A 14,484-nucleotide genomic window follows, 5' to 3' on the forward strand; every position below is an offset into this window, starting at 1 on the left:
AGCCGTCACGGGCGGCTCGCGCTGCCCGGCGGGTGGGACGGGCCTCACTCGGCGGCCGCGTCCGCCACGGCCAGCGCCGTCATGTTGATGATGCGGCGCACCGTGGCCGAGGGCGTGAGGATGTGCGCGGGCTTGGCCGCGCCCAACAGCACGGGGCCCACGGTGACGCCGTGGCCGCCGGTCATCTTCAGCACGTTGAAGAGGATGTTGGCCGCGTCGATGTTGGGCAGCACCAGCAGGTTGGCCTCGCCCGTGAGCGTGCTCTGCTCAGGCAGCATGCGGTCACGGATGTCCTGCGACAGCGCGGCGTCGCCGTGCATCTCGCCGTCGCACTCGACGTTCGGGGCGATCTGCTTGAAACGGTCGGCCGCGGCGCGCATGCGCTTGGCCGCGGGCCGCGTGGACGAGCCGAACATGGAGTGCGACAGGAAGGCGACCTTGGGCGGCAGGCCGAAGCGGCGCACTTCCTCGGCGGCCATGCGGGCGATCTCGGCCAGCGACTCGGCGTCCGGCTCCTCGTTGACGAAGGTGTCGGTGATGAAGAGCGTGCGGTCGTCCAGCAGCACGGCGTTCATGGCGCCCATGACCTTGGCTTCCGGCGCCAGGCCGATGACGTTGCGCACATGCTCCAGGTGCTGGTCGTAGCGGCCTACCAGCCCGGTGAGCATGGCGTCGGCCTCGCCGCGGCGCACCATGAGCGCGCAGATCAGCGTGTTGGATCGGCGCACCGCGACCTTGGCCATGTCGGGCGTGATGCCCTCGCGGCCCATGAGGCGGTAGTACTCCTCCCAGTAGGCGCGGAAGCGCGGATCGTCCTCGGGGTCCACCACTTCGAAGTCCACGCCCGGACGGATGCGCAGGCCCTCGCGCTCGATGCGCATCTGGATCACGGCCGGGCGGCCGACCAGGATCGGTTTCGCAAGCCCTTCGTCGATGACGACCTGCACCGCGCGCAGCACGCGCTCGTCCTCGCCCTGCGCGTAGGCCACGCGCGCGGGCTTGGACTTGGCGGTGGCGAACACCGGGCGCATGACCATGCCGGTCTGATAGACGAAGCGCGAGAGCGACTGGCGGTAGGCGTCCAGGTCCGTGATGGGGCGCAGCGCCACGCCGCTTTCCTCGGCAGCCTTGGCCACGGCCGGCGCGATGCGCAGGATCAGCCGCGAGTCAAAGGGCTTGGGAATGAGGTAGTCGGGGCCGAACTTGAGCTCCTGGCCCGCATAGGCGGCGGCCACCTCGTCGCTGATCTCGGCCTTCACCAGCGCGGCGATCTCGCGCACGCACGCCAGCTTCATCTCCTCGGTGATGCGCGTGGCGCCGCAGTCCAGCGCGCCGCGGAAGATGTAGGGGAAGCACAGGACGTTGTTGACCTGGTTGGGGTAGTCCGAGCGGCCCGTGGCGATGATGCAGTCCGGCCGCGCGGCCTTGGCCAGCTCGGGGCGGATCTCCGGCTCGGGGTTGGCCAGCGCCAGGATGATGGGCTTGTCGGCCATGGTCTTGACCATCTCCGGCGTGAGCACGCCGGCGGTGGAGCAGCCCAGGAACACGTCGGCCGCCTTCACCACGTCGGCCAGGGTGCGCGCGGAGGTGTTCTGGCAGTAGCGGCGCTTGCTCTCGTCGAGCTTGCCCGCCAGCGCGTCGGCGCGCTCGGAATGGATCACGCCCTTGGAGTCGACGACGAAGATGTTCTCGCGCCGCACGCCCAGGCCCACCATGACGTCCAGGCAGGCGATGGCCGCGGCACCGGCGCCGGAGGCCACGAGCTTGATCTGGCCGATGTCCTTGCCCACCAGCTCCAGGCCGTTGAGCAGCGCCGAGCCCGAGATGATGGCCGTGCCGTGCTGGTCGTCGTGGAACACGGGGATCTTCATGCGCTCCTTGAGGGCCTTCTCGATGTAGAAGCACTCAGGGGCCTTGATGTCCTCCAGGTTCACGCCGCCCAGCGTGGGCTCCAGCGCGGCAATGATCTCGATGAGCTTGTCCGGATCCTTCTCGGCCAGCTCGATGTCGAACACGTCGATGCCGGCGAACTTCTTGAACAGGCAGCCCTTGCCCTCCATCACGGGCTTGGCCGCCAGCGGGCCGATGTCGCCCAGGCCCAGCACCGCCGTGCCGTTGGTGACGACGCCCACCAGGTTGCCGCGCGAGGTGAACTCTGCGGCCAGGTTGGGGTCGCGCTCGATGTCCAGGCAGGGATAGGCCACGCCCGGCGAATAGGCCAGCGACAGGTCGCGCTGGTTGGACAGCGGCTTGGTCGGCGCGATGGAAATCTTGCCGCGAGAGGGCGAGCGGTGGTACTCGCGGGCAGCGTCGCGCAAGGCCAGCTCGGCCGGGGACATGGATGCTTCTTCGGACATGGTGCTCTTCCTGCGGGGGGTGTGTCAGGTCGGAGTAAGGTGCCGGCAACGCCGACGGCTGAGCCGGCCGGGTGCTCTCGCGGCACCCGTGCCGGCATGGTCAGTGCGATGGAAACTGGAAGCTAGGAGCAAAAACCCGGCGCCGCTCGGGTGCCGGGTTTGCCAAGGACGCTGAGCAGCAATCAGCCCGCGGCGCGGCGCGAGAGAATTTCGAAGGCCGGCAGGGTCTTGCCCTCCAGCACTTCCAGGAAGGCACCGCCGCCCGTGGAGATGTAGCCCACGTCGCCCTCGATGCCGTACTTGGCGATGGCGGCCAAGGTGTCGCCGCCGCCGGCGATGCTGAAGGCCGGGCTCTCGGCGATGGCGCGCGCCAGCGTCTCGGTGCCCTTGGCGAAGGCATCGAACTCGAACACGCCCACCGGGCCGTTCCAGACGATGGTGCCCGCGGCCTTGAGCTGCGCGGCGAGCTTGGCGGCGGTCTTGGGACCGATGTCCAGGATCAGGTCGTCAGCCTCCACCTCGTTGGCGGCCTTGACGCTGGCCGGCGCGTCGGCGGCAAAGCGCTTGGCGGTGACCACGTCCTCGGGAATGGGCACCTCGGCGCCGCGGGCCTTCATGGCCTCGATCACGGCCTTGGCCTCTTCCAAGAGGTCCGGCTCGGCCAGGCTCAGGCCAATGGGCAGGCCCGCGGCCAGCATGAAGGTGTTGGCGATGCCGCCGCCGACGATGAGACCGTCCACCTTAGCCGACAGCGCCTTGAGGATGGTGAGCTTGGTGCTCACCTTGGAGCCGGCCACGATGGCCAGCAGCGGGCGCTTGGGTTGGGCCAGCGCCTTGGAGATGGCGTCGATCTCGGCGGCCAGCAGCGGGCCGGCGCAAGCCACGGGCGCGAACTGCGCGATGCCGTAGGTGCTGGCCTCGGCGCGGTGCGCGGTGCCGAAAGCGTCATGGACGAAGACGTCGCACAGCTGCGCCATCTTGCGGGCCAGCGCTTCGTTGTTCTTCTTCTCGCCCTTGTTGAGGCGGCAGTTCTCCAGCAGCACCACCTGGCCCGGCGCGACCTGCACGCCATCGACCCAGTTGCTCACCAGCGGTACTTCGCGGCCCAGCAGCTCCGACATGCGCTGCGCCACCGGGGCCAGCGAGTCCTCAGGCTTGAACTCGCCCTCCGTGGGACGGCCCAGGTGCGAGGTCACCATCACGGCCGCGCCGGCGTCCAGCGCCATGCGGATGCACGGAACGGAGGCGCGGATGCGCGTGTCCTCGGTGATGCGGCCGGAATCGTCCTGGGGCACGTTGAGATCGGCCCGGATGAAGACACGCCGCCCGGCCACCTGGCCCTGTGCGACGAGATCGGAGAAGCGGAGAACATTCATGGAGAAGAGCGCCGGAAAGCGGGAAAATTTCCCGAAGGGCGACGATTCTAGGCCCGCGCCGCGACCACCCCGGCTACCAGCCCAGTCCAAGGCGCAGCGCAAGCAGCACCACGCTGCCGCTGACGATGGTGCCCAGGATGCCGCGGCGCCACCAGAACCAAGCGCTGCCGGCGGCCACGGCGAAGAGCCGCGCGTCCTGCCAGGTGTGTATGAGCTCACCGCGCGTCATCACCACTTCCGGCACCACCACCGCCGCCAACGCGGCCAGCGGCGCGTAGCGCAGCCCCTGCTTGAGCCACACGGGCAACGGCATCTCGCGCCTGGAAAGGAAGAAAAATGTGCGCGTGACCACGGTGATCACGCCCAGGCCCAGGATGGTGACGAAAGCTTCAACGGCGCTCACGACGGCCTCCGGCGCACGGGCCATTGCTCCATCAACAAACCCATGGCCACCGCCGCAGCGATGGCCACGACGATGTTGAGCCGCAGTGGCAGCGCATAGGCCGCCACCGCCGCACAGCCCGCCACGGCGGCCGCCACCCAGGTGGCGCGGTCGCTCAGCAGCGTGTTCATCAAGCCCAGCAGTGCCAGCGTGCCGGCAAAGCCCAGGCCCCACTGCGTGGGCACGCGTTCGCCCAACAGGATGCCGGCGATGGAAGGGAGCTGCCACGCGCACCAGTTCAGCGCCACGCCGCCCCAGAAGTACGGCAGTTGCTCGGCCGACGGCCGTGGCTCGGGGTAGCGCTTCATGAACATCACGTAGTTCAGGTCGGCCGTGAAGTAGCCCAAGCGCAGCCGTTGCCCAAGCGGCAGATGCGCGAAGTAAGGCCGCCATTGCGCACTGAAGATGACGAAGCGCAGGTTCACGCACAGCGCCGTGGCCCACACCACCCACACCGGCGCACCCGCGGCGATGAGCGGCAGCGCCGCCAGTTGCGCGCTGCCGGCAAAGACCACCAGCGACATCAGCAGCGCCAGCGGCATGCCCAGCGCCTTGACCATGGCCACGCCCGTCACCAATCCCCAGGCCGCAATGCCCGGGGCGATGGACGTCATTTCGCGCACCCCGGTGCGAAAGGCCGGATGGCGCCACGGCGGCACGGTGCCGCCTTCACTACCTTCAGTACCCTGATTCATTGCCGGGATTGTGCCCGGCCGGGATGGACGCTCTCAGGAGCTGCTCTTGCGCGGCTTGGCGCGCGGCGCGTCCACAACCTCGGCCTCGGCCGAGGCGCTGGCTGCTGCGGAGCCTGGCGTGGGCGTCAACTGCGGCGCGACGACTTGGATGTTGTTCTCCCGCATGTAGTCGTTCATCTCGCGCCAGCCGGCGTAGACGGCGGCCTTGTCCGCCTTGCGGTTGAGCGTGAAGCAGTCTTCTATGGCGCGCCCGGCATGCCGGCAGGCTGCGCCTACGGCCTTGCCTTCGGATTCACGCTTGTGCGCCACGGCGCCGGCGGACTCTATGCCCAGCGGCTCGCAGCCCGCGAGCGCGACAAGAACGGGCAGCAGCAGGGACAGGCGGGGCTTCAAGGGCGTGGTCAGGCAGCCAGGGGTTGCACAGCATATCGGCCTCCCCCCGCCAGACTTGACCGCGGCGCATGTGCGCAGTGCACGGCTACCGCCTTTTTCGTGCCCGGATGCACTTTTTCAGCGTCAGCGCGACATGGCCAGCAGCCGCGCCACACGTTCTTCGGTGGCGGGGTGGGTACTGAACAGGCCCTTGAGGCCGCCGCCGGACAGCGGGTTCATGATCATCATCTGCGCCGTTTCAGGGTGGCGCTCGGCCGTGGACAGCGGGATGCCGGTGGCGTAGGCGTGAATCTTTTCCAGCGCGCTGGCCAGCGCACGCGGGTCGCCGCTGATCTCGGCGCCACCGCGGTCGGCCTCGAACTCGCGGGCGCGGCTGATGGCCATCTGGATCAGGCTGGCGGCCAGCGGCGCCAGCAGCGCCACCAGCAGGCCGGCCAGCGGGTTGGTGGGACGGCCCTCCTCGTCACGGCCACCGAAGAACATGGCGAAGTTGGCCAGCATGGACACCGCGCCGGCCATGGTGGCGCTGATGGTGCTGATGAGGATGTCGCGGTGCTTCACGTGCGCCAGCTCGTGCGCCATCACGCCGCGCAGCTCGCGGTGGTTGAGCACCCGCAGGATGCCGGTGGTGGCAGCCACCGCGGCATTGTCGGGATTGCGGCCGGTGGCGAAGGCGTTGGGCGCCTCTTCGTCTATCAGGTAGACGCGCGGCATGGGCAGACCCGCGCGCTGCGCCAGCTCCTGCACCATGCCGTAGAAGTAGGGCTCGGACTGGGCATCGACCTCGCGGGCGCTGTACATCTTCAGCACCAGCTTGTCGCTGAACCAGTAGCTGAAGAAGTTCATGCCCAGCGCGAACAGCAGGGCCAGCATCATGCCGGCACGGCCACCGATGAGGTGGCCCACGGCCATGAAGAGCGCGGTGATGGCGGCCATGAGGATGGCCGTCTTCATCAGGTTGAACATTGCGTGCGTTCCCAGGTGGGTGATTCCATCTGGCCGGTAGATGCGGGCGGCGGCCGCAAGTTCAATCAGCCGGGCGCGCGGACCGCGCCACGGCGGCTCAAGCCGCCAGGCTGCGTCCGGCGGCCAACGCCTGCGGCTGCTGCTGGAAGGCGCGCACGGGCAAGCGCTTGCCGCCCGGGCGCTGCAGCTCCAGCAGCGCAAGCGAGCCTTCACCACAGGCCACGACCACTTCCTGCGCATCGGCGCGCAGCACGGTGCCGGGCGCGCCGGAGAGCTCGGGGCGCAACGCGGCCCGCCACAGCTTCACCGCCTGGCCGTCCAGATTGAAACTCATGCCGGGGAATGGATCGAGGGCGCGCACGCGGCGCTCCAGCACGGCGGCGGGCAACGTCCAATCGATGGCGCCCTCAGCCTTCTCGATCTTGTGGGCGTAGCACACGCCTTCGGCCGGCTGGGGCTCTCGCGACAGACGGTCAAGCTCACGCAGCGCCGCGACGATGGCGGACGCGCCCAATGCCGCCAGCCGGTCGTGCAGCGTGGCCGAGGTTTCATCTGGCGCGATCTCCAGCGCCTGCACCAGCAGCATGTCGCCCGTGTCCAGGCCCTCGTCCATCTGCATGATGGTGATGCCGGTGCGCTCGTCGCCCGCCTCGATGGCACGCTGTATGGGCGCCGCGCCGCGCCAGCGCGGCAGCAGTGAGCCGTGGATGTTGAGGCAGCCGCGCGGCGGCAGCTCCAGCACCCAGCGCGGCAGGATGAGGCCGTAGGCTGCCACCACCATCACGTCGGCGCGGGCAGCCAGCAGCGTCTCGCGCGCGGCGGCGGCGTCTTCAGGGAATTTGCCGTCCAGGCGCAGGCTGCGTGGCTGCGCCACCGCGATGCCGCGCTCCATCGCAAGCTGTTTCACAGCCGAAGGCTGCAGCTTCATGCCCCGCCCGGCAGGCCGGTCAGGCTGCGTGAGCACCAGCGGCACGGCAAAGCCCGCGTCCAGGATGGACTGCAGGGCCACGCGTGCGAACTCCGGCGTGCCGGCATAGGCCACGCGCAGCGGCGCGGCGTCGGCGGGGATGGCGGAGGCAGCGCCCGCCGCGTCGCCTTGCATCACGCCGCTCATGCGCGCTGCAGGTCTTCGCGATTCTTCTTGAGCATCTTGGTCTTGATGCGCTCGCGCTTGAGCGGGCTGAGGTATTCAACAAAGACCTTGCCCAACAGGTGGTCCAGCTCATGCTGCACGCACACGGAGGTCAGGCCTTCGGCCTCGAACTCCTGCACCTGCCCGTCGCGGTCCAGCGCGCGCACCTTCACGCGAGCGTGGCGCTGCACCTTGTCGTAGATCGCCGGCACCGAGAGGCAGCCCTCGTCGCCCACCATCATTTCCTCGCTGCGCTCGATGATCTCGGGGTTGATGAGCACGCGGGGCTGGTCGCGGGTCTCGGAGGTGTCCATCACCACCACGCGCTCGTGCACGTTGACCTGCGTGGCGGCCAGGCCCACGCCTTCGGCGGCGTACATGGTCTCCAGCATGTCGGCCGCAAGGCGGCGGATGCGTTCGTCCACCTCCTCCACCGGGGCGGCAACGGTATGCAGGCGGGGATCGGGGAAACGCAGGATGGGAAGCTGGGCCATGGCGCAAGGCCCCCGGCGCCGCGTCCCGCTGGCATCCAAACGCAGGCGCGGCGAGCGCAGTTCAGCGTTTGCGACCAGGGCCGCCAGCGCCCATGAGGGGCAGAATCAGGTGAAACCGGGCGCGCATTTTCGCCCATTGGTCATGCCGTCACCGGCGTGTGCCCATGAACCGCAGCGCGCCACACCCCGGCGGAACCGGCGGCCGCTGCACCGACCAGGGAAAAGCAACATGGCAACGCCCGACACGGCCGACCTGCTCCCCGACGCCCCCATCAACGGCGATCACCTGTTTCCGCGCGCTGGCGAGGACGAATTGCGTGCCTGGCTGCGCCTGGCCACGAGCGTGGGCCGTGCCAGCGGGCGGCGGCTGCTGGCGGCGCTGGGCACGCCACAGCAGGTTTTCGACAGCGCCTCATCCTTGCTTCGCGACCTGGTGACGCCGGCGCAGGCGCAGGCCTTGTCGGCGCCGCCGGCCGACCTGGAGGCCTGTGTGCTCAAGACGCTGAACTGGCTGGACGGCGGACCGGACCGGCATGTGGTCACGCTGGGCGACGCGCTGTATCCCACCGTGCTGCTCAACACCGCGGACCCGCCCCTGCTGCTGCACCTGCGCGGCCGCCATGAGCTGTTGCGGCGCCCGGCCCTGGCCATCGTCGGCAGCCGCAACCCCAGCGCCCAAGGCGTGAACAACGCCCAGGCCTTCGCACGCTGCATGAGCGAAAGCGGATGGTCCATAGTCTCGGGCTTGGCGCTGGGCATAGACGGTTCAGCCCACGAGGGTGGCTTGGCCGGGCCAGGCGGCACCATTGCCGTGCTGGGCACGGGAATGGACCGCCTCTACCCAGCCCGCCACAGGGAGCTGGCGTTGCGCATTGCCGCGCAGGGATTGCTGGTGAGTGAATTTCCATTGGGCACGCCGCCGCTGCGGGAAAACTTTCCGCAGCGCAACCGCCTCATCGCTGGCCTCACCCGCGGCACGCTGGTCGTGGAAGCCGCCTTGCAATCGGGCTCGCTCATCACGGCCCGACTGGCGGCCGAGTGCGGGCGGGAGGTGTTTGCCATTCCCGGCTCCATCCATGCACCGCTGGCGCGCGGCTGCCATTCGCTCATCAAGCAAGGCGCCAAACTGGTGGAAAGCGCACAGGACATCCTGGAGGAATTTCACATGACGCAAGAGGACGCTGCGAACGGCGCCGGCAACCGTCTGCCCAATCGCAAGACTTCCAAGCGCGCGATGCCTGCCGTGGCCACGGCTGCTGCCAATGCCGCACAGGACGACGGCCCGGCCGACGATGTGCTGACCGCGCTGGGCCACGACGCTGCGACACTGGACATGCTGGTGGAGCGCACCGGCTTGCCTGCGCCCGCGCTGGCCGCGCGGCTGCTGGAGTTGGAATTGGAAGAACGCGTGCAGCGCCTGCCGGGCGGGCTGTACCAGCGCTGCGGTCTGGCTTGAGCTTGGCGGCGCATGCAATACGGGCATCGTGATTGCAAGCCTGCATTCAGATACCGTGAGCTATAGTGCCCCCCATGTTCGACGTGCTCGTCTACCTGTACGAAAACTACTGGCGGCCTGATGCCTGCCCTGATCACGACCAGCTCACGCGCAAGCTGTCGGCGGTTGGTTTCGAGTCGGACGACATCGAGGAAGCGCTGAGCTGGCTGGACGGATTGGCCGGCATGGCCGAGTCCGGCACTCAGGCGCAGGCGCCGTCGAGCATCCGGGTCTACACCGCTGGCGAGCGCGAGATGCTGGGCGATGCCTCCATTGGCTTCATCAGCTTCCTTGAGGGCGCCGGCGTGCTGCCGCCGCTGATGCGAGAAATGGTGTTGGATCGCGCCACGGCTATTGGCCGCGTACCGCTGGAACTGGAAGACCTCAAGATCATCGTCCTGATGGTGTTTTGGAGCTTGGGCGAAGAGCCCGACGCGCTCATCCTGGACGAGCTGTTTGTAGACGACGAACAACGCATCATCCACTGATGCCGTCCGCGGCGGAGTGGGCAGCACAGCGCCTCTGCCTCCGCGACACAAAGACAAAGGGCCGCTTTCGCGGCCCTTGTGCTTTTCAGGCTGACGGTGTCAGACCGCCGCGCCGGCGTTGGGATCGTTGGGATCCGAACCGCCGCGGGTAGAGGCCTTCACCAGGTCTTCGCGCTTGACGCCCAGCCACATGGCAATGGCTGCGGCCACGAACACCGAGGAGTAGATGCCGAACAGGATGCCAATGGTCAGCGCCACGGCGAAGTAGTGCAGCGTCGGACCGCCAAAGAGCAGCATGGCCAGCACCATCATCTGTGTCGAACCGTGCGTGATGATGGTGCGGCTGGTCGTGCTGGTGATGGCGTGGTCAATGACCTGCGAGGTGCTCATCTTGCGGTACTTGCGGAAGGCCTCGCGGATCCGGTCGAAGATCACCACCGACTCGTTCACCGAGTAGCCCAGCACTGCCAACACCGCCGCCAACACCGCCAGCGAGAACTCCCATTGGAAGAAGGCGAAGAAGCCCAGAATGATCACCACGTCGTGGAGGTTGGCGATGATGCCGGCCACCGCGAACTTCCACTCGAAGCGGATGGCGAGGTAGATCATGATGCCCGCCACCGTCACGGCCAGCGCCAGCGCGCCGTCGCGCGCCAGCTCCGAACCCACGGACGGTCCGACGAACTCGGTGCGCGAGAGTTTCAAGGGCTCGCTGCCGTCGGAGGCGACGCAGGCTTGGCGCGTCGTGTCGCCTTCGCCGGGGCGCGTTTCGAGGCTGCCTGAGGATGCCTGGCACAGCGCGGCGAACACACGGCCCGCCACCTCGCCTTGCTTGACGTCACCGCGCACGGGCAAGCGGATAAGCACGTCGCGCGCGGTGCCGAAGTTCTGCACCTGCACCTCGCCAAAGCCCAGCGCGTCCACCGCGGTGCGCGTGCGGTCTATGTCGGCCGGCTGCGCGTAGCTCACTTCCAGCACCGTGCCGCCCGTGAACTCGATGGACAGGTGCAGCCCCCGCGTGAGCAGGAAGAACACCGCCGCGGCGAAGGTCAGGAACGAAATGACGTTGAACACCAGCGCATGCCGCATGAACGGGATGTCGCGCCGGATGCGAAAGAACTCCATCTACTTTCTCCGCTCGGGGCCGCTTCAGGCCTTGGCGGCCGGGGTGGTATCGCCTTCGGGGCGCCACACCTGGCCGATAGATACGGACTTCAGGCGCTTCTTGCGCCCGTACCAGAGGTTGACCAAGCCCCGCGAGAACATCACGGCCGAGAACATCGAGGTCAGGATGCCCAGGCAGTGGACGACAGCGAAGCCGCGCACCGGACCGGAGCCAAAGGCCAGTAGCGCCACGCCGGCAATCAGCGTGGTGACGTTGGAGTCCAGGATGGTGGCCCAAGCCCGCTCGTAGCCCGCGTGAATGGCTGTCTGTGGTGCAGAGCCGTTGCGCAACTCCTCGCGCACACGCTCGTTGATGAGCACGTTGGCGTCGATGGCCATGCCCAGCGTCAAAGCAATAGCAGCAATGCCCGGCAGCGTCAGCGTGGCCTGCAGCATGGACAGCACCGCCACCAGCAGCAGCAGGTTGAACGCCAGCGCCAGCGTGGAGAACACGCCGAACAGCAGGTAGTACACACACATGAACGCGGCAATGGCCAGGAAGCCGAACATCACGCTGTGGAAGCCCTTGGCGATGTTGTCGGCACCCAGGCTCGGCCCAATCGTGCGCTCCTCGATGATTTCCATGGGAGCGGCCAGCGAACCCGCCCGCAGCAGCAGCGCCGTGTCGCTAGCTTCCTGCGTGGTCATGCGGCCGGAAATCTGCACGCGGCCGCCGGAGATCTCGGAACGGATCACCGGCGCGGTGACGACCTCGCCCTTGCCCTTTTCGAACAGCAGGATGGCCATACGCTTGCCCACGTTCTCACGCGTGATGTCCCGGAAGACGCGCGCACCCTTGGCATCCAGCGTGAGGTGCACCGCGGGCTCGTGGTTTTGGCCATCAAAGCCTGGTTGAGCGTCGTTGAGGTTCTCGCCGGTGAGGATGACTTGGCGTTTGACGATGAGCGGTGCGCCACCGCGCTCGACGTAGCGCTCGGTACCGAAAGGCACGGGGCCGCTGCCCACGGCCGCGGCGGCGGCTTCGGCGCTGTCGTCCACCAGGCGCACTTCCAGCGTGGCGGTGCGGCCGATGATGTCCTTGGCCTTGGCCGTGTCCTGCACGCCGGGCAATTGCACCACCACGCGGTCCGCGCCCTGCTGCTGGATCACGGGCTCGGCCACACCCAACTCGTTGACTCGGTTGTGCAGCGTGGTGATGTTCTGCATGAGTGCGGCCTCCTGCACCGCACGTGCGGCCTGCGGCTTGAGCTGACCCACCAAGCGCAGGTCACTGCCCTCGCCGGCCGGCGTCCATTGCATGTCAGGCAGTTGCTGCACCAGCACCGCCTGCGCGCTGCCCAACGTGGCGGCATCGCGGAAACGCACTTCGACGTTGTTGCCTTCGCGGGAGATGCCGGCATGGCGCACGTTCTTGTCGCGCAGTAGCGAGCGGACGTCGCCGGCGACCGACTCAGCCTTCTTCGTCAAGGCTGCCCGCATGTCCACCTGCATCAGGAAATGCACGCCACCGCGCAGGTCCAGGCCCAGGTACATGGGCAACGCGTGCAGGGACGTGAGCCAGGCGGGCGAGCGGCTCACCAGGTTGAGCGCGACGATGTAAGTCGGATCGGCCGGATCGGTGTTCAACGCGCGGTTGAGCGCATCTTTGGCCTTGAGCTGGGTGTCGGGATCACCAAAGCGGGCGCGCACCGAGTTGCCATCCAGTTGCACGAAGTCAGGCTGGATGCTGGCCTGTTTGAGCATATCTTCAACACGCTGCACCAGCGCGCCGTCAACCTTGATCGTGGCCTTGCCGCTGGAGACCTGGACGGCTGGGGCTTCGCCAAAGAAGTTCGGCAGCGTGTAGACGAGGCCGACCAGCAGCGCGACCGCCAGGATCGCGTACTTCCACCACGGATAGCGGTTCATCGCATGTTCCTTGCGCCGCGCGTGGGCGGCGCGCGCAGCGGGCCCACAAGGGCCCGCCGTCGATTACTTGAAGGTGCCCTTGGGCAGCACCTGGACCACGGCGGTGCGCTGCACCTGGATTTCGACACCGCCAGCTATTTCCATGTGCACGAAGCTCTCGTTGAGCTTGGTGACCTTGCCAAGCAAGCCGCCAGCAGTCACGACTTCGTCACCCTTAGCCAGGGCGGAGATCATGGTCTTATGCTCCTTCTGCCGCTTCATCTGGGGGCGAATCATGATGAAGTACAGCACCACGAACATCAGCACCAGAGGCAGCATGCCCATCAGGCTGTCGGTGGCAGAGGCCGGCGCGGCGGTCTGAGCAAAGGCGGAAGAAATAAACACAGCAGGCAGTCCTTTTTTTGCGATGCTTGGCAGCCGCTCCGACCAAAGGGTGGACGGTGCAGGGAACCTGCGATTCTAAGCGGCGGCCGCACGCGCATTCGACTGCCTCATTGCCATCGGGTTCACTTCAGAAGCGAAGAACCTCAATGAGAAAGCACAAAAGCAAGAAGGCCGTCACGAGGACGGCCTTCTTGCTTTATTTGGTTGCGGGGGCTGGATTTGAACCAACGACCTTTGGGTTATGAGCCCAACGAGCTACCAGACTGCTCCACCCCGCGACAGAAGCTGTAATTCTAGCACAAACAATCAACCTGACGCAAGGATTGACTGACAAAGAAGGCAAGGAGAAATGCTCAACACCTCAAATTTGACAGACAAACCAAACAACTGCGTCCGGCTTGTGCCAGAAACAAACAGCCTCATCAAGCGATGAGGCTGTTGCAAAAAATTTGGTTGCGGGGGCTGGATTTGAACCAACGACCTTTGGGTTATGAGCCCAACGAGCTACCAGACTGCTCCACCCCGCGACTGAGACTGAAATTCTAACACTGTTTTTGGCAAGTGTCACGCCTATAGGCTCATTAGTGTTCGTAGAGCCGAAAAGCAGCGCGGTGAAGCACGCCTCAATGCTCAGCCCGCCACTGAAACTGAACCCGCCCACGCAGGAACATGCAAGGACACAAAGAAAAAGACCCGCACGAGGCGGGTCTTCATCTTAAGCAACCACCAGGGGCGATTGCGTCACCGGTTTACTCGGCGGCAGCTTCAGTGGTTTCGGCAGCCACGGCCGGCTCGGGGCGATCCACCAGCTCGACGTAGGCCATCGGAGCGTTGTCGCCAACACGGAAGCCCATCTTCAGGATACGGGTATAGCCGCCCGGACGGGTCTGATAGCGGGGGCCCAGCTCGTTGAACAGCTTGACCACGATGGCGCGATCACGCAGGCGGTCAAACGCCAATCGGCGATTGGCCAGCGTCGGCTGCTTGGCCAGCGTGATCAGCGGCTCGACGACGCGACGCAGTTCCTTGGCCTTCGGAACCGTAGTCTTGATGGCTTCGTGCTGCAGCAGCGACACGCACATGTTGCGCAGCATTGCAGCGCGATGCTCGCTGGTGCGGTTCAGCTTACGGGGACCGTTACGGTGGCGCATGGTGCTTTCCTTTCCTTATCAAAACCCCCGGCCGTGTCAGGTACCGGGGGGTGCACCGGGCTGCCAGCCAAGGCAGCC

Annotated in this window: 14 protein-coding genes and 2 tRNA genes; 2 read left to right on the forward strand and 14 right to left on the reverse strand. The window is 66.9% G+C overall.

Going from position 1 to position 14,484, the window contains the following annotated elements:
* Positions 1-44: 44 nt before the first annotated feature.
* The 8 genes from SM757_RS20115 to def all read right to left on the reverse strand — a co-directional run bounded on the left by SM757_RS20115 (position 45) and on the right by def (position 7,855).
* Entirely contained in the window at positions 45-2,357 is a 2,313-nt protein-coding gene (locus tag SM757_RS20115; RefSeq protein WP_322466843.1) for an NADP-dependent malic enzyme, read from the reverse strand.
* 182 nt (positions 2,358-2,539) lie between these two features.
* Positions 2,540-3,733 (reverse strand): phosphoglycerate kinase, encoded by a 1,194-nt coding sequence (locus SM757_RS20120; RefSeq protein ID WP_322466844.1) that lies wholly within the window; start codon positions 3,731-3,733, stop codon positions 2,540-2,542.
* A gap of 73 nt (positions 3,734-3,806) precedes the next feature.
* Positions 3,807-4,136, reverse strand: coding sequence for an AzlD domain-containing protein (locus SM757_RS20125; RefSeq protein ID WP_066331200.1), 330 nt, complete (start codon positions 4,134-4,136; stop codon positions 3,807-3,809).
* Positions 4,133-4,870, reverse strand: a complete 738-nt coding sequence (locus tag SM757_RS20130) for an AzlC family ABC transporter permease (protein WP_066330827.1) — start codon at positions 4,868-4,870, stop codon at positions 4,133-4,135. The genes SM757_RS20125 and SM757_RS20130 overlap by 4 nt, the downstream gene beginning before the upstream one ends.
* A gap of 33 nt (positions 4,871-4,903) precedes the next feature.
* A complete protein-coding gene (locus SM757_RS20135; RefSeq protein WP_322466845.1) occupies positions 4,904-5,263 on the reverse strand; it encodes a hypothetical protein in 360 nt (119 codons plus the stop codon).
* Positions 5,264-5,386: 123 nt separating this feature from the next.
* Positions 5,387-6,229: a zinc metalloprotease HtpX gene (gene htpX, locus SM757_RS20140; protein WP_322466846.1), complete on the reverse strand. Its 843-nt coding sequence runs from the start codon at positions 6,227-6,229 to the stop codon at positions 5,387-5,389.
* A gap of 97 nt (positions 6,230-6,326) precedes the next feature.
* Positions 6,327-7,277, reverse strand: a complete 951-nt coding sequence (fmt, locus tag SM757_RS20145) for a methionyl-tRNA formyltransferase (protein WP_322466863.1) — start codon at positions 7,275-7,277, stop codon at positions 6,327-6,329.
* 62 nt (positions 7,278-7,339) lie between these two features.
* Positions 7,340-7,855: a peptide deformylase gene (gene def / locus SM757_RS20150; RefSeq protein WP_066330818.1), complete on the reverse strand. Its 516-nt coding sequence runs from the start codon at positions 7,853-7,855 to the stop codon at positions 7,340-7,342.
* Between the two features lie 229 nt (positions 7,856-8,084).
* On the opposite strand from def, the gene dprA reads away from it, so the two are divergent.
* Both dprA and SM757_RS20160 read left to right on the forward strand, forming a co-directional pair.
* Complete coding sequence (gene dprA / locus SM757_RS20155; protein WP_322466847.1) at positions 8,085-9,311, forward strand: DNA-processing protein DprA; 1,227 nt, start codon at positions 8,085-8,087, stop codon at positions 9,309-9,311.
* Between the two features lie 74 nt (positions 9,312-9,385).
* Positions 9,386-9,838, forward strand: a complete 453-nt coding sequence (locus SM757_RS20160) for a DUF494 family protein (RefSeq protein ID WP_066330816.1) — start codon at positions 9,386-9,388, stop codon at positions 9,836-9,838.
* Positions 9,839-9,937: 99 nt separating this feature from the next.
* Here the strand turns inward: SM757_RS20160 and secF are convergent, their stop codons facing one another.
* The 6 genes from secF to rplQ form a co-directional block, all read right to left on the reverse strand.
* A complete protein-coding gene (gene secF, locus SM757_RS20165) occupies positions 9,938-10,963 on the reverse strand; it encodes a protein translocase subunit SecF (protein WP_322466848.1) in 1,026 nt (341 codons plus the stop codon).
* A 24-nt stretch (positions 10,964-10,987) separates the two neighbouring features.
* On the reverse strand, positions 10,988-12,871 hold the full coding sequence (gene secD, locus SM757_RS20170) for a protein translocase subunit SecD (protein WP_322466849.1): 1,884 nt from the start codon (positions 12,869-12,871) through the stop codon (positions 10,988-10,990).
* A gap of 63 nt (positions 12,872-12,934) precedes the next feature.
* Positions 12,935-13,255 (reverse strand): preprotein translocase subunit YajC, encoded by a 321-nt coding sequence (yajC, locus tag SM757_RS20175; protein ID WP_066330807.1) that lies wholly within the window; start codon positions 13,253-13,255, stop codon positions 12,935-12,937.
* Between the two features lie 201 nt (positions 13,256-13,456).
* A tRNA-Met gene (locus SM757_RS20180) sits at positions 13,457-13,533 on the reverse strand.
* Between the two features lie 172 nt (positions 13,534-13,705).
* Positions 13,706-13,782, reverse strand: a tRNA-Met gene (locus tag SM757_RS20185).
* A gap of 222 nt (positions 13,783-14,004) precedes the next feature.
* Positions 14,005-14,406, reverse strand: a complete 402-nt coding sequence (gene rplQ, locus SM757_RS20190; RefSeq protein WP_066342455.1) for a 50S ribosomal protein L17 — start codon at positions 14,404-14,406, stop codon at positions 14,005-14,007.
* Positions 14,407-14,484 lie beyond the last annotated feature (78 nt).

This window comes from Azohydromonas lata (assembly GCF_034427735.1).
Lineage (GTDB): Bacteria > Pseudomonadota > Gammaproteobacteria > Burkholderiales > Burkholderiaceae_C > Azohydromonas > Azohydromonas lata.

Excerpts from the sequence above, each read along its gene's own strand:
- SM757_RS20115 (WP_322466843.1), bottom strand. The coding sequence starts at position 2,357 with ATGTCCGAAGAAGCATCCATGTCCCCGGCCGAGCTGGCCTTGCGCGAC.
- dprA (WP_322466847.1), top strand. The coding sequence starts at position 8,085 with ATGGCAACGCCCGACACGGCCGACCTGCTCCCCGACGCCCCCATCAAC.
- htpX (WP_322466846.1), bottom strand. The coding sequence starts at position 6,229 with ATGTTCAACCTGATGAAGACGGCCATCCTCATGGCCGCCATCACCGCG.
- SM757_RS20130 (WP_066330827.1), bottom strand. The coding sequence starts at position 4,870 with ATGAATCAGGGTACTGAAGGTAGTGAAGGCGGCACCGTGCCGCCGTGG.
- secF (WP_322466848.1), bottom strand. The coding sequence starts at position 10,963 with ATGGAGTTCTTTCGCATCCGGCGCGACATCCCGTTCATGCGGCATGCG.
- SM757_RS20160 (WP_066330816.1), top strand. The coding sequence starts at position 9,386 with ATGTTCGACGTGCTCGTCTACCTGTACGAAAACTACTGGCGGCCTGAT.
- rplQ (WP_066342455.1), bottom strand. The coding sequence starts at position 14,406 with ATGCGCCACCGTAACGGTCCCCGTAAGCTGAACCGCACCAGCGAGCAT.
- def (WP_066330818.1), bottom strand. The coding sequence starts at position 7,855 with ATGGCCCAGCTTCCCATCCTGCGTTTCCCCGATCCCCGCCTGCATACC.
- SM757_RS20120 (WP_322466844.1), bottom strand. The coding sequence starts at position 3,733 with ATGAATGTTCTCCGCTTCTCCGATCTCGTCGCACAGGGCCAGGTGGCC.
- secD (WP_322466849.1), bottom strand. The coding sequence starts at position 12,871 with ATGAACCGCTATCCGTGGTGGAAGTACGCGATCCTGGCGGTCGCGCTG.